Annotated in this window: 20 protein-coding genes, 1 other RNA gene and 1 pseudogene; 14 read left to right on the forward strand and 8 right to left on the reverse strand. The window is 33.2% G+C overall.

The window, feature by feature from the left end:
* The first annotated feature begins 5 nt into the window (after nucleotides 1-5).
* Nucleotides 6-686, forward strand: a complete 681-nt coding sequence (locus ACVBED_RS02690; RefSeq protein WP_447121030.1) for a metal-dependent hydrolase — start codon at nucleotides 6-8, stop codon at nucleotides 684-686.
* Nucleotides 687-729: 43 nt separating this feature from the next.
* Here ACVBED_RS02690 and ffs read toward each other — a convergent pair.
* Nucleotides 730-827: signal recognition particle sRNA small type (ffs, locus tag ACVBED_RS02695), an RNA gene on the reverse strand.
* Nucleotides 828-873: 46 nt separating this feature from the next.
* Here ffs and ACVBED_RS02700 point away from each other — a divergent pair.
* The 10 genes and pseudogenes from ACVBED_RS02700 to ACVBED_RS02745 all read left to right on the forward strand — a co-directional run bounded on the left by ACVBED_RS02700 (nucleotide 874) and on the right by ACVBED_RS02745 (nucleotide 9,011).
* The gene (locus tag ACVBED_RS02700; RefSeq protein ID WP_473094442.1) at nucleotides 874-1,452 is read left to right on the forward strand and encodes a DUF4199 domain-containing protein; all 579 of its coding nucleotides are present in this window, start codon (nucleotides 874-876) and stop codon (nucleotides 1,450-1,452) included.
* Between the two features lie 46 nt (nucleotides 1,453-1,498).
* On the forward strand, nucleotides 1,499-1,747 hold the full coding sequence (locus ACVBED_RS02705) for a DUF6364 family protein (protein ID WP_447121034.1): 249 nt from the start codon (nucleotides 1,499-1,501) through the stop codon (nucleotides 1,745-1,747).
* Entirely contained in the window at nucleotides 1,744-2,169 is a 426-nt protein-coding gene (locus ACVBED_RS02710) for a type II toxin-antitoxin system VapC family toxin (RefSeq protein WP_473094443.1), read from the forward strand. Before ACVBED_RS02705 ends, ACVBED_RS02710 begins: the two co-directional genes overlap by 4 nt.
* 16 nt (nucleotides 2,170-2,185) lie before the next feature.
* Nucleotides 2,186-3,136 (forward strand): glycosyltransferase family 2 protein, encoded by a 951-nt coding sequence (locus ACVBED_RS02715; protein WP_473094444.1) that lies wholly within the window; start codon nucleotides 2,186-2,188, stop codon nucleotides 3,134-3,136.
* 51 nt (nucleotides 3,137-3,187) lie between these two features.
* Nucleotides 3,188-3,889 (forward strand): GIN domain-containing protein, encoded by a 702-nt coding sequence (locus ACVBED_RS02720; RefSeq protein WP_447121036.1) that lies wholly within the window; start codon nucleotides 3,188-3,190, stop codon nucleotides 3,887-3,889.
* Between the two features lie 23 nt (nucleotides 3,890-3,912).
* Nucleotides 3,913-5,621 (forward strand): annotated as a pseudogene (locus ACVBED_RS02725) (phospho-sugar mutase).
* Nucleotides 5,622-5,669: 48 nt separating this feature from the next.
* Entirely contained in the window at nucleotides 5,670-6,923 is a 1,254-nt protein-coding gene (locus ACVBED_RS02730) for a pyridoxal phosphate-dependent aminotransferase (protein ID WP_473094445.1), read from the forward strand.
* Nucleotides 6,924-6,929: 6 nt separating this feature from the next.
* Complete coding sequence (kdsB, locus tag ACVBED_RS02735) at nucleotides 6,930-7,667, forward strand: 3-deoxy-manno-octulosonate cytidylyltransferase (RefSeq protein WP_447121038.1); 738 nt, start codon at nucleotides 6,930-6,932, stop codon at nucleotides 7,665-7,667.
* A 96-nt stretch (nucleotides 7,668-7,763) separates the two neighbouring features.
* Nucleotides 7,764-8,429, forward strand: coding sequence for a histidine kinase (locus tag ACVBED_RS02740; protein WP_447121039.1), 666 nt, complete (start codon nucleotides 7,764-7,766; stop codon nucleotides 8,427-8,429).
* The gene (locus tag ACVBED_RS02745; RefSeq protein ID WP_447121040.1) at nucleotides 8,430-9,011 is read left to right on the forward strand and encodes a glutathione peroxidase; all 582 of its coding nucleotides are present in this window, start codon (nucleotides 8,430-8,432) and stop codon (nucleotides 9,009-9,011) included.
* A gap of 62 nt (nucleotides 9,012-9,073) precedes the next feature.
* Here ACVBED_RS02745 and ACVBED_RS02750 read toward each other — a convergent pair whose 3' ends face one another.
* A complete protein-coding gene (locus ACVBED_RS02750; RefSeq protein ID WP_447121041.1) occupies nucleotides 9,074-9,724 on the reverse strand; it encodes an NAD(P)H-binding protein in 651 nt (216 codons plus the stop codon).
* Between the two features lie 78 nt (nucleotides 9,725-9,802).
* On the opposite strand from ACVBED_RS02750, the gene ACVBED_RS02755 reads away from it, so the two are divergent.
* Both ACVBED_RS02755 and ACVBED_RS02760 read left to right on the forward strand, forming a co-directional pair.
* Nucleotides 9,803-11,881 (forward strand): M13 family metallopeptidase, encoded by a 2,079-nt coding sequence (locus ACVBED_RS02755; protein WP_447121042.1) that lies wholly within the window; start codon nucleotides 9,803-9,805, stop codon nucleotides 11,879-11,881.
* 85 nt (nucleotides 11,882-11,966) lie between these two features.
* Entirely contained in the window at nucleotides 11,967-12,815 is an 849-nt protein-coding gene (locus ACVBED_RS02760; RefSeq protein WP_447121043.1) for an alpha/beta hydrolase family protein, read from the forward strand.
* A 6-nt stretch (nucleotides 12,816-12,821) separates the two neighbouring features.
* On the opposite strand, the gene ACVBED_RS02765 is transcribed toward ACVBED_RS02760, so the two are convergent.
* From ACVBED_RS02765 to ACVBED_RS02790, 6 genes are all read right to left on the reverse strand, one after another.
* The gene (locus tag ACVBED_RS02765; protein WP_447121156.1) at nucleotides 12,822-13,109 is read right to left on the reverse strand and encodes a TMEM175 family protein; all 288 of its coding nucleotides are present in this window, start codon (nucleotides 13,107-13,109) and stop codon (nucleotides 12,822-12,824) included.
* The gene (locus tag ACVBED_RS02770; protein ID WP_447121044.1) at nucleotides 13,106-13,927 is read right to left on the reverse strand and encodes a flavin reductase family protein; all 822 of its coding nucleotides are present in this window, start codon (nucleotides 13,925-13,927) and stop codon (nucleotides 13,106-13,108) included. The genes ACVBED_RS02765 and ACVBED_RS02770 overlap by 4 nt, the downstream gene beginning before the upstream one ends.
* A 212-nt stretch (nucleotides 13,928-14,139) precedes the next feature.
* Complete coding sequence (gene fahA, locus ACVBED_RS02775; RefSeq protein WP_447121045.1) at nucleotides 14,140-15,387, reverse strand: fumarylacetoacetase; 1,248 nt, start codon at nucleotides 15,385-15,387, stop codon at nucleotides 14,140-14,142.
* 73 nt (nucleotides 15,388-15,460) lie between these two features.
* Nucleotides 15,461-15,922 carry a hypothetical protein gene (locus ACVBED_RS02780; protein ID WP_447121046.1) on the reverse strand — a complete coding sequence of 154 codons (462 nt, stop codon included), beginning with the start codon at nucleotides 15,920-15,922 and terminating at the stop codon, nucleotides 15,461-15,463.
* Nucleotides 15,923-15,968: 46 nt separating this feature from the next.
* Nucleotides 15,969-17,099, reverse strand: coding sequence for a 4-hydroxyphenylpyruvate dioxygenase (hppD, locus tag ACVBED_RS02785; protein WP_447121047.1), 1,131 nt, complete (start codon nucleotides 17,097-17,099; stop codon nucleotides 15,969-15,971).
* A 134-nt stretch (nucleotides 17,100-17,233) separates the two neighbouring features.
* Entirely contained in the window at nucleotides 17,234-18,274 is a 1,041-nt protein-coding gene (locus ACVBED_RS02790; RefSeq protein WP_447121048.1) for a sodium:calcium antiporter, read from the reverse strand.
* Nucleotides 18,275-18,563: 289 nt separating this feature from the next.
* Here ACVBED_RS02790 and deoD point away from each other — a divergent pair, with 289 nt between their 5' ends.
* On the forward strand, nucleotides 18,564-19,274 hold the full coding sequence (gene deoD / locus ACVBED_RS02795; RefSeq protein ID WP_447121049.1) for a purine-nucleoside phosphorylase: 711 nt from the start codon (nucleotides 18,564-18,566) through the stop codon (nucleotides 19,272-19,274).
* Nucleotides 19,275-19,282: the final 8 nt, after the last annotated feature.

Genomic DNA, 19,282 nt, shown 5'->3' on the forward strand with positions numbered 1-19,282 from the left:
TCAAAATGAAAATAAAATTCTTAGGACAAAACTGTTTCCTATTCACCTACGACGGAAAAACAATACTAGCAGATCCTTTTTACAATTTTTGTAAAGAGAAGTCTGGATTTGATATTTCTGCGCAAAAAATCGATTATATCTTAATTACGCACGCGCACGGCGATCATATTGCAGATGTTGCGGAAGTTTTACAACATCATCCAGAGGCAACTGTTATCGGTCAGCCAGAGATTTGTGGTTATTTTAAAGCAAAAAATAATATTGATCTTAATTTTGGTGGTTCTGCAAAATTTTCAGATTTAAAAATCTCAATGGTGCCGGCTTCTCACACCAGTTCTTTCCCGGATGGAAGTTATGGTGGCGAACCAAGCGGTTACATTTTCAGATTTTCAGGTAACAATATTTATTTCGCTGGCGATACAGGCGTAATATCAGATATGGAACTTTTTCCAAAATTATTTGGAGAGATTAACCTATCCATTTTACCAATCGGCGGTCATTATACGATGTGTGCGAGAAAAGCGTCATTTGCTGCAGCGGAATTGTTAAAATGCCCGAAAGTAATAGGCTGTCATTTTGATACTTTTGATGCCATTAAAATTGATCATCATGTGGCTAAAAATTTATTTAGCGATAGAAACATCGAATTAATTTTGCCTGAATTAGGCGAAGAATTTTCAATTTAAAGCAAAAAAAAGAGAATTAATATTCTCAAATTTAAAACAAAAAAAATGGCAAGCGATCTACATCACACCGCTACAACCAATTACCTTTGCTGCGTTCCCACCCTGGAGGGTTTTCGGGAGCTGGTTGTGTAGGACTTGCCGGTGCAAATATACAAATTTTAATAAAATTTGAAAATAAAACTTTAAAATGAAACTAAATCCCGGTCAAAAAGGCCTTATCTTATTCAGCATCACTATGATTATTTTCTTCGTGGTGTACTATTTTTACGGTGGTCTTCATTATTTTGATAGCACGATGATGGCGAACTCATTCATTTTACCAATTACTTATGCGCTTTTTGCCTTTTTTTCTGTGCGTGAAGTTTGGAAAACTGAAAATACGATCAGTTTCAAAGTAGCATTTAAAAATGCTTTTTTACCTATGTTCATCGGTGGATTTTTATCAATTTTAGGAATGTTCGTTTTCTTAAATTTTGTAGATCCTGCGGCGAAAGATATGTTGAATTATCAATATGTTGCGCGCCAAAAGGCAGAATTAAATAGTGAATATTACAAGTCTAAAAAAATTCTCGCGAAAAAAGAAGATATTGCAGATCTTGAACAAAAATACCAGGAACGTTTGCAAAGTTTTGCACCTGAAAGAGTTAAAGGTAAAGATATGTTCACGATAAAGTTTTTTTCACTTTACTTCGCTGCAATTTTAGTATTTGATTTTATATTTGCCATTTTTCTAGGTGCATTTTTTCGAAGTAGAAGCGCGAAATAATGTTGTACTTTATAATTAATACGTATATTTGATTAAATTACACGTAATGACAACTAAATTAACTTTAACGATAGAAGAGGAAACGATAAAAAAAGCCAAGGTCTATGCTAAAGGAACGCAACGAAGTCTTTCAGAAATGGTTCAAAATTATTTGGATTATTTGGTAAATAAAAAGGGAAATAATCTCAGTTTAACGCCTATTGTAGATAGAATTGCAGGGAGTTTACCACTTCCCGATGGTTTTGATTCTGACCCTGCACTAGATGATTATTATGCCAAAAAGTATAAATTGTGAAGGCTCTTTATATTGATACAAATATTATCATTGATTTTATTTCATTTAGAGAACCCTTCGGAGGTTCTGCAGTTTCAATTTTTAAATTTTGTGAGCAAAATTTAGTAAAATTATATGCTTCTTCTCTCACATTTGCTACTTCACATTATATTTTAAAAAAAGTATATTCTGAAGAAAAAGTCAGAGTTGCTTTATCTAATATTTTAGATTTGATAGAAATAATTCCAGTTACAGAAGATGTCCTAAGAAAGGCGCTTAAGTCAAATCATAAAGATTTTGAGGATGCTATTCAGATTTTTTGTGCGCACAAAATAGAAAATCTGGCAGCAATTGTAACGAGAGATTTAAAAAATTTTTCAACATCAGAGATTAAAGTCCTTGCACCTGAGGAAGCAGTTTTACTTTTAGAAAACATAAATTAGATTTTTATTTATATAGATGAATTTATCAATAGTTATCCCACTTTTAAACGAAGAAGAATCTTTGGAACAATTATTTTCCAGGATAAAATCTGTCTGTGAAAACCATCAACTTTCTTATGAGATTTGGTTTGTAGATGACGGAAGTACCGATATGTCCTGGCCAATAATCGAAAATTTATCACTTCATAATCCTGAAATTCATGGGATTAAATTTTCCAGAAATTATGGAAAATCCCAGGCTTTACATGCTGCTTTCGAGAAGGTGAAAGGTGAGGTCATTATCACGATGGACGCCGATCTGCAGGATTTTCCAGAAGAAATCCCTGGACTTTATGACAAAATTGTCTTAGAAAATTACGATATTGTTTCCGGCTGGAAAAAGAAGCGTTTTGATAATGTAATGACAAAAAATTTACCTTCAAAATTATTTAATTCTGCCGCAAGAAAATTATCTGGCGTTGAGTTACACGATTTTAATTGTGGTTTGAAAGCCTACAAAAAACAAGTTGTAAAATCAATTGATGTTTATGGAGATATGCACCGTTATATACCAGTTTTGGCGGCCAATGCAGGCTTCAGAAAAATTACCGAAAAAGAAGTGCAACATCAGGCAAGACCTTATGGTACTTCAAAATTTGGAACCGAGCGTTTTGTGCGAGGCTTTCTAGATTTAGTCACTTTGTGGTTTGTAAGCCGTTTTGGTGGAAGACCGATGCACTTTTTTGGTGCGGTCGGAACGGTCATGTTTTTGTTCGGATTTTTATCTGCTTTCTGGTTGGGTTTATCTAAATTAATTGATGTTTCGCGCGGAATTTACGGTCATTTATTAGCCAATAATCCGTGGTTTTTTATTGCCTTAACGATGATGATTCTAGGAACATTGCTATTTATCGCAGGCTTTTTAGGAGAAATGATGATCCGAAATAATCGTGGTCATAAAGATTATTATACAGATGAGGTAATTTAATTTAAATCATTTTTATAATTTAACTTTCTACCAAATTATTTAAAAATTGCTATGAAATACTTATTTATAATCTTATCAATTTTCACAATTTCGTCTTGCGCAAAAATAAGACCTGAAGGTGCCATCGAAACACACGAAATTAAAATTGCAGATTTTAATCAATTAAATTTGAATGGAAAATTTCGCGTTTTTTATATCCACTCAAAGAAAAATTTTGTGATCGTAGAAACCAATCCGAAGTTTTTTAAAAATCTTGATATTAACGCAGAAGACAATATTTTAGATATTCACGAAAAAAGACAAACGCAAGGTTTAGATTTTTATAACATCAGTATTTATTCAAAGGATAATTTAAACCAAGTAAAACTCTCAGATTCTGTGGAATTTAATATTTCAGGTGAAATAAAATCACCCAATTTTAAACTCAATTTGAAAAATAATGCTAAATTTATTGGTGCCGTTAATTCTAAGAAATTGGATTTAGACATGATCGATAAAAGCCGCGCGAACCTTTTGGGCAAAACAGATAATGCGTTTGTAAAAATATCGGACACTGCAAGTTTAATTGCGCCTTATTGGAAGATAAATGATTTAAATATTAACTCTGATAAAGGTAATTATTCTGAAGTAAGTGTTGGTGATAAAATTAGCGGAAATATTAAAAATACGGCTACTTTTACTTATTATGGTTCGCCAATAAGTGCTTTTAAAATTGAAAAAACTGCAACTGTAGAAAATAAAAAACTGAACTAAAAGATTTTAAATAATATAAAAATATGACTTCAACCGAACAAGCAAAACTTTGGCTAAAAGAACCATTTGACGCAGAAACTCAGGAAGCAGTAAAAAAACTCATTGATTCTCAATCGCCAGATCTGGATGATAGTTTTTATAAAAGTTTAGAATTCGGAACTGGGGGAATGCGCGGCGTAATGGGCGTTGGCACGAATCGTTTAAATCAATATACACTTGGACAAGCCACGCAAGGTCTGGCAAATTATCTGCATCAACAATTTTCTGGTGAAGAAATTAAAGTTGCGATTGCTTACGATGTTCGACATAATTCAAAAGAATTTGGTAAAATGTGTGCCGATGTTTTAACGGCAAATGGCATAAAAGTGTTGCTTTTTAAAAACCACCGTCCCACACCAGAATTATCTTTTACGGTTCGGGAAAAACATTGTAATGCGGGAATTGTTTTAACGGCGTCTCACAATCCACCCGAGTATAACGGCTATAAAGTCTATTGGAATGACGGTGCGCAAATCGTTCCGCCGCAAGATACTGCGATTATTAATGAAGTTCAGAATACAAAATTTGATCAAATTAAATTTGACGGTAATGATGATTTAATTGAGTGGATTGGCGAGGAACAGGATGATGTTTACATCGATGCGTGTATTGTAAATTCAACGTACCAAAATATCGGTAAAGAAAATTTAAATATTGTTTTTACTTCAATTCACGGAACCACTTACGCGACGGTTCCAAAAGCCTTGAGAAAAGCAGGTTTTCAAAAAATTGATCTGGTGCAGGAGCAAATGATTCCAAGTGGAAATTTCCCAACAGTGGAAAGTCCAAATCCGGAAGAACCTGCAGCTCTAGAAATGGCGATGGATTTAGCAAAAATCGTTAATGCAGACATTGTTATTGGAACAGATCCAGACGGCGATAGATTGGGAATTGCAGTGCGAAATTTAGAAAATGAAATGCAATTGCTCAATGGTAATCAATGTAATACGATTCTTACTTATTATATTTTAGACCAATGGAAACGCCGTGACAAATTAAAGGGTAATGAATTTATTGGCTCTACGATTGTGACTTCTGATATTTTCTTTGATATTGCGAAACGTTTTGGTGTAGAATGTAAATCTAGTTTAACAGGGTTTAAATGGATCGGAAAAATGATTCGCGACAATGAAGGTAAAGAAAAATTTATCTGTGTGTGAATAACTTTGGTTTTATGACGGGCGATTTTGTTCGTGATAAAGACTCTTGCGGCAGTATTTTATTGGCTTGCGAAATTGCAGCTTTCTGCAAAGCGCATGGAATAACGATGTATCAATATTTAATAGAAATCTACCGCGATCTTGGGATGTACTTTGAAAGTTTAACGTCAATTACAAAAAAAGGACGTGACGGCGCAGAAGAAATTAAACAAATGATGGTAGATTTTAGAGAAAATCCACCGAAAGAATTAGCCGGTTCAAACATTATAGAAGTAAAAGATTATCAGGAACAAACTTGTCTCTATTTGCAGGAAAATAGGAGAGAAGTGATGGACGAAATTCCAAAATCTAATGTGCTAATTTATTACACAGAAGATGGTTCTAAAATTTGCATCAGACCTTCTGGAACGGAACCAAAAATTAAGTTTTACTTTTCTGTAAAAGGCAATATTACTTCCGAATCAGACTTTAAAGAAAGACTAGTAACGTTAAGTGATAAAATAGAACAAATTAAAAAGGATTTAAAACTGTAAAATCTACGTTGTCTCTACTCTTATATCTCACATCCAACATCTAAAAAAATGAAAGTATCAAAACTCGCGCAAAATTTAGTAGGCTCAGAAATTATAAAAATAGGAAATCAGGTAAATGACTTAAAATCTCAGGGAAGAGAAATTGCTAATTTAACGATTGGTGATTTGAACTCAAATATTTATCCAATTCCAAAGCTTTTAAAAGAGGAAATCACTAAGGCTTATGATCATAATTTAACTAATTATCCGCCGGCGAGTGGTTTACTTTCTTTGCGAAAATCAGTTTCAAATGATATCAAAAATCGATGGAATTTAGATTATTCAGCAGATCAAATTTTAATTGCGGCCGGTTCTAGACCTTTAATTTATGCCTTTTTTAAAACAATTGTTGATGAAGGTGAAAAAGTGGTTTATCCCGTGCCTTCTTGGAATAATAACCATTATGCTTACTTGACTTCAGCTGATAAAGTTGAGGTGCAAACTTCTCAAGAGAATAACTTTTTGCCGACGGCAGAAGATTTAAAGCCGCATTTAAAAGGTGCCGTTTTATTAGCGCTTTGTTCACCTTTGAATCCAACCGGAACCATGTTTTCTAAAGAACAATTGTCCCAAATTTGTGAATTGGTTTTGGCTGAAAATAATGATCGTGGTGAAAATGAAAAGCCACTTTATGTGATGTACGACCAGATTTATGCTAATCTTACTTTTGGTGAGACACATTATAACCCGGTTTCTTTATTTCCAGAAATGGCAGAATACACTATTTTTATTGATGGAATTTCCAAATGTTTAGCGGCGACAGGTGTTCGCGTTGGTTGGGCTTTTGGTCCGGAATTAATTATTAAAAAAATGACTTCTTTAAATACACATGTTGGAGCTTGGGCGCCAAAACCTGAACAGGAAGCCACCGGAATTTTCTTCGAAAACAAAGAAAATGTAGATGCATTTGTTGACGATTTTAAAACTAAAATTTCTAAAAGTTTAGAAGTTTTGCATGAAGGAATTCAAGATTTAAAAAATCAAAATCTTTCTGTTGATAGTATCGTTCCGATGGGTGCTTTATATTTGACAATCAAACTGGATTATATTGGAAAAATTCAACCCAACGGAACAGAAATAAAAAATTCAACAGATTTGGTTTTTTATTTAATTAATGAAGCGGGAATTGCTTTGGTTCCATTTTCTGCATTTGGAAATTCTGTTGAAACACCTTGGTTTAGAGCGTCTGTTGGAGGTTTAAGTTTAGCGGAGATTAAAGAAATGATTCCGAGATTAAAGATTGCGTTAGAGAATATTAAATAAAATAAATTGAAAATTATAGCCGTTATTCCTGCTAGATACGAAGCCACAAGATTTCCCGGAAAGTTAATGGAAATGTTAGGTGATAAAACTGTTATTTCCACTACTTATCAAAATGTGGTTGCAACAAAACTATTTGATGAGGTTTTTGTCGCGACAGATTCTCAAATTATTTTAAAGGAAATTGAACAAAATGGTGGTAAAGCGGTGTTCACCAAAAAACATGAAACGGGCAGTGACAGAATCGCTGAGGCGGTGCAAAATATAGAATGTGATATTGTGGTTAATGTGCAAGGCGATGAACCATTCCTTAATAAAAAGCCGTTGAAGGAACTGATTTCTGTTTTTAAATCTGATAAAAATAATGATATTTCTTTAGCTTCACTCAAAACTAAAATGTTGAACATAAAGGAAATTTCAAACCCAAATAATGTAAAAGTAATTACCGATAACGACGGATTTGCACTTTATTTTAGCCGTTCTGTCATACCATATCCGCGCGAAATATCAAATAATATAGAATATTTCAAACATATAGGCGTTTATGCTTTTCGGAAAGAAGCACTTTTAAAATTCACAAAACTAGAAATGCGTTCACTGGAAATTTCTGAGAAAATAGAATGTATCCGCTATTTAGAATATGGAATGAAAATAAAAATGGTTGAAACCGATTTTGTAGGTGTGGGAATTGATGTTCCAGAAGATTTGGAAAAAGCCCGTACTTTATTAAACATAAAAAAATCTTAAAACTGATTTTTTACATCACGCTTACTTCATTAAATACTTATATTTGAAGTCTCATAATTTTTAACGAAATCAATTTTCACCGTATTTATCGATTTAATGAAGAAGTTATCAATTTTATTTAGTTTCATTTTCAGTACTTTAATTTTTGCACAATCCGCGAAAGAAATCATTGATCAAAATTTACAACTTTCTGGTGGCTTAACAAACTGGAAGTTATTGAATTCTATCGTGTTGCAGGGAAAAGTGTCCTTGGGAATTAATGATATTTATCCCATTAAAATTTATCAACAGCGACCAAACTTGACTAAAACCGTTATTACAATGGGTAAGAAAGATACCGCGATTGAAGGTTACGATGGTGAAAAAGGCTATGCGATGAATTATGCAACCAATAAAATACAAGTTTACGATAATTATTCGCCTGAAAGTTTTGATAATGATTTTATAGATTTCGAAAACAAAGGATTTTCTGCTGTACTTCAAGGTAAAGAAAAAATAGGCGATAATCTCTGCTATAAAGTAGAATTGACAAAAAATGTAAATAAAAACATTTATTATTTTGATGTTAAAACTTATATGCTTCTAAAGGAGATAAAGAAAGAAGAAATCATAAATTATTCTGATTATCGAAAAGTGGGCGCATTTTTGATGGCGTTCAGAATTGAATCTTCTTCACCTAAAAAAGATGGTGATTACGTGATGCTTATAACTAAAATTGAAACTAATAAGGAGTTTCCAAATAACACTTTTAAATTTAAATAAATGAAAAAAATCTTCATACTCGTCTTAAGTGCAGTTGCATTTTTGCAAAGTTGTACCAATCAAAAAAAAGAAAAAACAATGGTAAAATCTGAAACAATGGCAAAACCAGGATCTATTTATGATTTTAATGTTTCAGGCTTGGAGGAAGGAAAAACGATTAATTTTGCGGATTTTAAAGGTAAGAAAATTTTAATCGTAAACACCGCTTCTGAATGTGGCTTCACGCCTCAATATGCTGATTTAGAAAAAGTTGCAGAGCAATATAAAGACAAAGTAGTTGTTATTGGTTTTCCTGCAAATAATTTTGGCAGCCAAGAACCAGGAACTAATAAAGAAATTAGTACATTTTGCACCAGAAATTATGGGGTAACATTTCCGATGGCTTCAAAGGTCTCAGTGAAAGGTAGTGATATTGCACCCATTTTTAAGTATTTAACTGATAAAGATTTGAATGGTGTAAGAAATACTACTATTTTATGGAATTTTACTAAATTTTTAGTTGATGAGAATGGTCATTTAATAGACAGTTTTGTGAGTACCACAAAACCTACTAGCGAAAGTATTACAAAATATTTTAAGTAATAAATTGTGTTCAGGCTTTCATTATATTCAAATAAAACCAGTTTAATCGCTGGTTTTTTTATTTAACCTTTTCCAGCAAAATTAAATATTTCTGAAAGTTTTACTGCCTTCACACCCTTTGATTCTATTTTGGACGCATTCACCATTGCTTGCGCTAAAATTTCTGTTGGCAAAGGTTTCTGATTTTTAAACAGGCCTAATTTATTTGCAAATTTTATTAGTTTTAATCCTAAAACCTCAGCAAATCTTTCGCTTCCTTTCCGCTCAAGTATTCCCGGTTGAAATAAAGTGGTTTTTTCAAAATTTAAATTTTTTACAGCCTCTTCCAGTTCTCCTTTCATTTTGCTGTAGAATATTTTAGATTTTTGATTTGCGCCATAAGAGGAAACTAAAATGAAATCTTTTACTCCATTTTTTTTAGCTGCTTCAGCAAAATTTAGCTGGTAATGGAAATCTACATCTCTTTGCGCTTTTTTTGTTCCTGCATCTTTAAGTGTCGTTCCCATACAGGAAAAAGCAACATCTCCGGTAACTAGTTTTGACCAGTTTTCTTGTTTATCAAAATCTACAATGTGCATTGTTAATTTAGGATTTTCAAGTTGTAAAGCAGTTCTTATGAATACGTGAACTTCAGAAAAAATGGAGTCTTCTAGTAATAATTTTGTTAAATCTTTTCCTGTGGCGCCTGTTGCACCCAAAACTAATGCCTTCATATACTTTTCTTCAAATATAAATTTTTTAATTATCTTTACCTTAAACTCAATTACTAATATCTTAATTTAAATTTCTCAATGAAAAAACTAACAATTAGTGTATTTGCACTTTCTACGCTTGTATTTTTTAATGTTGCCCATGCGCAAAAGAAATCTTCTCAGTATTCAAAGTTAATGACCAGCAAATCTCCAACGGTGAAAGACATAGGTCTAAATTTAACTTATGCCGATTCTGCAGTTCGTCCACAAGATGATTTTTATAATTATGTAAATGGTGGCTGGATGAAAACCGCGGTCATTCCTGCTGATAAACCAAGTTGGGGTTCTTTTAATGAACTTAGAGAAAAGACTGATAATTCCTCTTTAGAAATTTTAAATAAAATTTTAGGTGAAAAATATTCTCAGGGGTCTGAAGGACAAAAAATACAGGCCTTGTATGCAACTTTCTCGGATGTGAAAACGAGAGATGAGCAAGGAATTAATCCAATCAAATCTGATTTAGCAAAAGTAGATGCTATCAATTCGATTGCAGATCTACAAAAATATTTAATAGAAGCAACCAAAACTGGCGATAATCCTTTCTATGGTTGGGGTGTCTCTTCAGATTTGAAAGATTCTAATATGAACGCAGTTTATCTTGGCGGTCCAAGTTTAGGTCTGGGGAAAGATTATTACCAGAAAAAAAACGAGGCAAATACAAAGGTTTTAGCAGAATATCAAAAATATGTAGCGTCAATGTTAGACGTATTAGGTGAAAAAACTCCGACAGAAGGTGCTGCAAGAATTGTTTCATTTGAGAATAAATTAGCGTCCTATCTTTTAACTTTAGAGCAGGGAAGAGATGCAACATTAAGATATAATCCGGAAACGATGTCTCAGTTAAAAACATTGGTAAAAAATGTTGATTTGCCCACTTATCTTACAAGTGTGGGTGTAAATACCGATAAAGTAATTGTGGGCGAGCTCAATTATTATAAAAACATGGATTCTTTTCTTACAGAAAGTAATCTGCCGTTGATTAAGGAATATATGAAATTCCATATGTTGTCTGGGAATGCGGGAAGTTTATCTCAAAAATTAGATCAAACGAAATTTGATTTTTATTCTAAATATTTGCAAGGTCAGGAGGTTCAAAGACCTATGGATAAACGCGGTTTAGGTTTAGTAAATGGTGTTTTAGGGGAAGCGTTTGGAAAGTTATATGTTGAAAAATATTTTCCAGCAGAAGCAAAGGCGCAAATGTTGACTATGATTGGATACATTAAAAAAGGATTTGAACAGCATATTGCAAACTTAAAATGGATGTCTGATGCAACGAAAGCTAAGGCACAGGAAAAATTGTCAAAATTTACAGTAAAAGTTGCATATCCTGATAAGTGGAAAGATTATTCTAAATTATCTTTAAAATCACCTGCAGAAGGTGGTACGCTTTACTCTAACTTACAAAACGTATCGGATTGGTCTTACCAGAAAAAGTTAGATAAGGTCGGAAAACCGGTAGATAAATCAGAATGGGGAATGACGCCTCAAACAGTAAACGCTTATTACAGTTCTTCAAATAATGAGATCGTTTTTCCAGCTGCAATTTTACAACCGCCATTTTTTAATTTCAAAGCAGATCCTGCGGTAAATTTCGGTGGAATTGGTGCAGTTATCGGTCACGAAATTTCTCATGGTTTTGATGACAGCGGTTCTAAATTTGACGGTGATGGAAACCTTAATAATTGGTGGACAGATGCTGACAGAAAAAACTTCGATGCTGCGACTACTAAATTGGGCGAGCAATACAGTGCTTATGAGCCAGTGAAAGGTACGTTTGTAAATGGTAAATTTACAATGGGCGAAAATATCGGGGATTTAGGTGGTTCTTCGGTTGCTTATGATGCACTTCAAATGTATTTAAAAGAGCACGGAAATCCAGGGAAAATTAGTGGACTTACGCAAGATCAGCGATTTTTTATGAGTTGGGCAACAGTCTGGAGAACTAAATCGACAGATAAAGCAACAACCAATCAAATAAAAACAGATCCACATTCTCCTGGATATTACCGTTCATTTGGACCAATTGTCAACCTAGATGCATTCCAAAAAGCTTTTAATTTAAAACCTGGCGACAAACTTTATAAATCTCCAGAAGATAGAATTAGAATTTGGTAAATAATAATTTTATATTAAAAGCCTTCCAGAAAATTAACTGGAAGGCTTTTTTATTTCTTAACTTTAAGAATTATTAAATAAAAAAATGAAATTTAAAACAGAACAAAATTTGGTATTAAAAAATAAAGATGGAAAAGAATTTTTAGGGGATTTATACATACCAGAAAGTTCAGAAAAATTACCACTCGTTATTTTTGCACACGGTTATAAAGGTTTTAAAGATTGGGGTGCCTGGAATTTGATGGCTGAAAAATTTGCCAAATCAGGATTTATTTTTGTGAGTTTTAATTTCTCTATGAACGGAATTGCCTTAGAAAATACGTCAGATTTTACTGATATTGAAGGCTTTTCAGAAAATAATTATACTCAGGAACTAGATGATTTAGACGTTGTGATTGATCATTTTTCAACTTTAGAAAATGTAGATACTTCTAAAATTACTTTACTGGGTCATTCTCGAGGTGGTGGAATTTGCACTATAAAAGCATCAGAAGATCCTAGGATTTCTTCTTTAATTACATTAGGAAGTGTAGATTCTATGAATAGGTTCGTGACTGGCGAGCAATTAGAAGAATGGCAAAAGACTGGAATCTATAATACTTTTAATAGCCGAACTAAGCAGCAAATGCCACATAAACTTCAGTTTTTAAATAATTATTTAGAAAATAAAGAAAGATTAAATGTTGAAAATGCCGCAAAATCTTTGAAAATTCCAACGTTGATTATCCACGGGAAAAATGATGAAAGTGTAAAAACTTCTTCAGCTAAAAATTTAAATAAATGGATGTCGCATTCCAAATTAATTTTAGTTGAAAACACTGGCCATACTTTTAATACGAAGGAACCCTGGACGGATTTTAAACTTCCCGTTGCGATGAACTCTGTGGTAAATACAGCGATTGATTTTCTTAAAAATCTTGATTATGTTTTGTAAAAATATTTAATCCAATTTTTTTGAGTAATTAACTACAAATCCAAAGATATTATGATGTATGCTCCAATACAAACCAATTATAAAAAAACTTAAAATGAAACCGCTGATCTGTGGAAGTTCATTAGATAAAGCCAATAAAAAATTGTGATCTGTAATTGCACCTTTAATAATGGGGACTTTTAAATCAATGACTGAAAGTGCAATGGCAATCGCAAAAACGGCACCACTAAATAAAATTATCCTTTCAACTTGAGATTCTTTTTTTTTTGGATGGTGGTTTGGATGTACAATTATTTAGATAATAATTGCCAGGCTTCATTAATTTTACTTTCTAAAAGTAAGTCTTGCGCTTTTTTATGAAGTGCTAAGTTGGCAGAAAAATCACCTTCCAGAAGTTCTTCTACGTTTGCTAACATTCCCAAATCATTTCCTGTAAAAATCGTTGATTTTTTAATTTCCTCAGGAAGTTGATCGTAACCAATCCCTTTTGTTACCAATGGTTTTGGTACTTCAAATAATGTTTCGGCAGAAGTTCTTCCATACCAATTTCCTCCTAATCTTGAAACGAGATTTAATTTTGTTTGGTCTAATTTTTCATTTTCGTCTAAAAATTCTTCCCGAATGTGAACTTTTAAAACTTCACAGATAATTAAATTTCCAGCACCACCTTCTTTACCTAAATGTTTTATTTCTAAAACTTTACATTCCATATTTACCGGACTTTCCACAATTAAAGGTGGCTTCACCAGATCAGCAGGTTTCATTGTTAAACCCGTTTTTATAAATTCATTGATACCATCTCCGTATTCCGTGGAAGCTAAGGAAACTTGCTGAACCATATCAAAACTAACATTTCCGATCACAACTTCGGGTATTTCCAGAATATTTTCTAAAGTATGTTTCGTCGTATTATCACGAACTCTTCTGGCGGGTGAAAAAACTACAACTGGAGGATTACTGCTAAAAATGTTGAAAAAACTGAAAGGCGAAAGATTAATATTTCCATTTTTATCGATGGTAGAGGCTAAAGCAATTGGTCGGGGCGCGATGGCTGTTTGAAGCAAAGTTTGCAGCTCAAAATTATTTAAATCTTTTAGATCGATTGATTTCATTATAAATTATCAAAGTGAATTAAAGTTGAGAATTATTTTTTCCTTATTAACTGGATTACTGAAAGCATTATTAATAAAACAATTATTGGAAGAAAGATTTCAGCCAACCTGGAATATACCAAATTTCATAGATAAGAAATCCAATAGTTGAAAGGACTGTAAAAACCTGAATTTTTGTCACTTTCATTCCGTGATTGCTAAAATATTTCTATTTATTTCGCAGGTAAAATTTTTCCGGAAACTTCTCCAAAACCAACACGAATTCCCTCTTTTTCCGCCCAACCTTTCATCGTGATCGTATCATTATCATTTATGAATTTTCTTTCTGTGCCGTCATTTAGAGTCAAAGGTTGCGTTCCGCGCCAAGACAATTCTAACATTGAGCCATAAGAATTTTTATCTTTTCCAGAAATTGTTCCCGACGCATACAAGTCTCCAACTTCCACATTACAGCCATTTACGGTGTGGTGCGCCAGCTGCTGCGCCATATTCCAATACATATATTTAAAATTACTTTCTGAAATTAAATTTTCTGTCCCACCTTCCGGTTTTAAATAAACTTCTAAATTAATGTCAAAGTTTTTATCGCCGCTAAATTTCAAGTAATCTAAAACTTCTGGCTCTTGTTTTGGCGAGGATGTTCTAAAAGGTTCCAAAGCTTCTAAAGTCACGATCCAAGGTGAAACTGAAGAACCGAAATTTTTTCCTAAAAACGGTCCGAGCGGTACATATTCCCAAGATTGAATGTCACGTGCACTCCAGTCATTGAACAAAACCATCCCAAAAATTGATTCTTCTGCTTTATCAACAGAAATAGAATCTCCTATTTCTGTATTTTCATTAATAATGAAACCCATTTCAAGTTCGAAATCAAGTTGTAAAGAGGGACCAAAAATTGGGGAAGTTTCATTTTGCGGTTTTGTTTGTCCTTTAGGTCTAAAGATCTCTACACCCGAAATTACAATTGAAGAAGCTCTTCCGTGATAGCCAACTGGTAAATGTTTCCAGTTTGGCAATAGTGCATTCTCTGGATCACGGAACATCGCGCCAACATTTGTTGCATGCTCAATACTGGAATAAAAATCAGTGTAATTTGGCACATGAACCGGCATCATCATTTGAACCCGATCTAAATCAAAAAAACAGTCGCCGATACTTTTTTCATCTTTTGCCAAAGAAGAATTTTCAGAAAATAGTTCCTGTAATTTCTCACGAACTGCATTTGTTACTGGTTTTCCCAATTCTATAAATAAATTTAAAGTATAAGCTTCAAAATAATTATCATCTAATCCTTCGATATTGTCTAAAAATCCATAGTCATAAAGTGTAGCAAGATCAACGATCATATCGCCAATTCTGGTACAACAGGCAATATATTCTTTGTTAAAAACGCCTACTCCAAAAGGAATATTATGAATTGAAAAATCTGAATCTGCGGAATATTGAGTGAAAGATGTCATGAAATTATATGTTAAAATTAAAATTTAAAAGTTACGAAAATAAAAAAACTTTGCTTGCGCAAAGTTTAATTTTTTATTTATCTAGATAATGGGTTTCAAGCCATTTTTCACCAGTATTAATGTCAATTAAATACCAATATCCCTTGGAATAGTTTAAAAGCAAATTATACACTTTCGATATAGGAATTTTTTTGCCTTCCAAAATATCACCTCTTACAGAAATACTGTTGTGATTGCGAATAACATCTCCACCAAAGATATTTGAAAAATCCTCACCTGTTTTTTTATCTTTAATCAATTCAATGACCTGAACCCTATCATTCGGTAAAAATTCGATAATGTGCCGCTCAGAGTGATCTGCCGCATCAACTAAAACGAAGAATTTTTTACCTTTTAATTGGAAACGATCATACTCCTTATCACTTTTGTTATTAGCTTCCAGCTTATCCAAAATATTACTGATAGAATTAAAATCCTGCGCGTGGAGGTTAATAGCGGTCATAAAAAGTATACTTGTTAACAATATTTTTTTCATTGAATGTGTTTAAAATTTTACAGTAAATATCTAACAAAAAATCCAACTATAAGTTACCTCTTTTTTCCTGTTCTTTTTCTAAAGCTTCAAATAAAGCTTTAAAATTTCCTGCGCCAAAACTTTGTGCCCCATGTCTTTCAATGATCTCATAGAAAAGAGTGGGACGATCTTCTACCGGTTTTGTAAAAATTTGGAGTAAATAACCTTCTTCATCGTGGTCAATCAAGATTCCTAAATCCTGTAATTTTTTTATATCCTCGTCAATATTTCCAACGCGTTCAGGGATCATATTGTAATAAGCTTCTGGTGGTGCGCCAAGAAATTCAACGCCTCTGGATTTTAGATCAGTTACTGTTTTAATAATATCTTTAGTCGCAACCGCAATGTGCTGAACACCTTCACCTTCATAAAAATCCAAATATTCTTCAATTTGTGATTTTTTCTTTCCTTCCGCTGGTTCATTGATCGGGAATTTAGAAAAACCGTTACCATTGCTCATTACTTTAGACATCAGCGCAGAATATTCTGTATTAATCTGTTTATCATCAAAAGATAAAATATTGACAAAACCCATGACGTCTTCATACCATTTCACGACTGGAAGCATTCGGTTCCACCCCACATTTCCCACGCAGTGATCAACGTATAATAGGCCGGCATCAGCAGGATTGTAATCACTTTCCCACTTTACAAAACCAGGCATAAATGCACCGTGGTAATTTTTTCTTTCAATGAACATATGTATCGTTTCACCATAAGTGTAAATCCCGGCCATTTTTATTTCTCCGTTTTCGTCGGAAATTGTTTTTGGTTCCATGTAAACTTTTCCACCACGTTTTGTAGTTTCCTCAAAAGCGCTGTATGCATCATCCACCCAAAGTGCAAGAATTTTCACTCCGTCACCATGCAATTTTTGATGTTCTACAATTGGAGAATTAGAATTTAGACCAGAAGTTAAGACCAGTTTTATTTTCCCTTGTTGCAAAACATAAGAAGCGCGATCACGTACGCCAGTTTCCGGGCCAGAATAAGCCAGACTTTGGAAGCCGAAAGCGGTTTTATAATAATGCGCCGATTGCTTCGCATTTCCGACATAAAATTCTAAATAATCTGTACCATTTATTGGTAAGAAATTTTCGGCTTGCGCTATTTTTTCAGCAAAAGTAAGTGTGGACATATTTTATATTTTAAAACGCTAATTTACAAAATTTACAAAGAACAGAAAATGAGATAACAGGTTGTAACTCTCTTTTTTAATTTAAAACTATTATTGAAATGAATGCTAAAAATTTTCATAAACGCTAAATTTATTTAAATTTTTATTGCAAATACCATCCCAATAATGGAAAGAATATAAAAACCTAACACGATCCACGAATCTATCCCCATGCCTTTCTTGCGATCCGGTAATTTTAGGATCATTCCGATTAAATATATGGCAGTGATAATAATCGCAACTGCCGTTAAATAGACATCCACATTTTTTGCTTTAGGTAGAATGGGATTATTAGTGATCATCGTGGCTGCTAAAAATAAAACGGGAAGAAACGCATTGCCCCCAAATATATCACTGATTATTGGCTGGTAGGTTTTATTTTTAACAAAAGCCAAACCGCCTGAGATCTCAGGCAATGAGGTGACAAGTGCTAAAACTGTTGCGCCAAAAATTAAACCATTGATTTTAAAGTGTCCCGCTATTGTATTACTTGTCTCTTCCAGTAAAACTCCAAAAACCAGAATGATCAGTGATATAGCAACTAACCAAATAATAGAAGATTTCGGCGTCATTTTAGTCTTATTCGTAGTAGAAGAATTAGTGTTAGATGGTTCTTTTTCAGATTGTATTTTCCTAATAATAGTGATGCTGGTGATCCAGGAAAAAACGATCAACAATTCCGGAGGAGTGGTTCTAAAAATTAAATTAGAAGTGGTGAGTTCTTTTCCTAAGATTACCAGAACCAAAATAATAATCAAAAACAAACCCTGAATAAGGCTTGCTTTATTACTCACAAGTGTGCTTAAAGGTTTTTTTTCTTTGCGCGAGGCAAAATCAAAAAGCACCAGAAGTAAGGACTGAATCACGATGCCGCCCAAGATATTTCCTACGGCCAGATCAATATCGCCTTTTACAGCACCACTAATTGTAATAGCAATCTCGGGTAGATTGGTGACGATCGATAAAATAATAGTACCACCAAAGGAACTGCCTAGTTTAAATTTATCATCAATATAATTGACAACCTTCGAAAGTTTGTTGCTGAACAGCCAAAGCAGAATAACTGAAGCGATGAAGATCCAAATGCTATAATTAAAAGGAATGCCAAGATCCATATAAACAAGTTTTAAAGACATAAATACAACTGCAATTTATAAAATTTCGGTGTTTCAACTTATATTTTTTAAATATTTATTAGTTAAATATTGTCAATAATATTCAAAATAATCTGAAGTGAATCTAAGTCCGAAAGAGATATAATATTAATAGATACTTTTATTTGAGAAATAATAATCTTGGCAAGAAGGTGTTTAAAATTTAGAAGACTGGCATCAAGAAAACTTTTTGTGTAATTGATATTTTGAATTGCGTTTGTTGAATGATTTAAAAGCTTTTATCTTTGGGAATTATATAAATAATAAAATTATGAGCATACACATTAGTGCGAAAAAAGGAGAAATTGCGAAAGTCGTTTTACAACCAGGTGATCCACTTAGGGCAAAATATATTGCTGAAAATTTTCTAGAAAATCCACGTTTGGTCAGTCAGACAAGAGGGATTTTATATTACACAGGTATTTTTAAAGGCAAAGAAATCTCTGTAGGTGCTAGCGGAATGGGTTTTCCGAGTATTGGCATTTATTCTTTTGAGCTTTACACTGATTATGAAGTAGATACCATCATCCGTATCGGAACTTGTGGAGCTTACACAACAGATTTAAAGGTTTTCGACCTGATAAACGTAGAAAATGCAGCAAGCGAAAGTACTTATGCCAAATACGCCTGGGAAATGGATGAAGAACTGATGCCACACCAAGGCACTATTTTTCAGCTTATTAATGAAACTGCGGTAGAATTATCTTTGGCTACAAAAAGTTCCAATATCCACAGTAGCGATATTTTTTACCGTAAAAATCCTGCAATTCCTGCAATTGCTACAAAATATAACTGCCCGGCCGTAGAAATGGAAGCTTTCGGACTTTTTGCTAATGCGAGATATTTAGGTAAAAATGCAGCCACTATTTTAACGGTGTCAGACATCATCCCAACGCATGAGAATATTTCTGCTGATCAACGGGAAACTGCCTTAAAGCCGATGATTGAATTGGCATTGGAAGCTGCCTGGAAATCAGTTTAAAGAAATAT

The sequence above is a fragment of the Halpernia sp. GG3 genome (assembly GCF_052976925.2).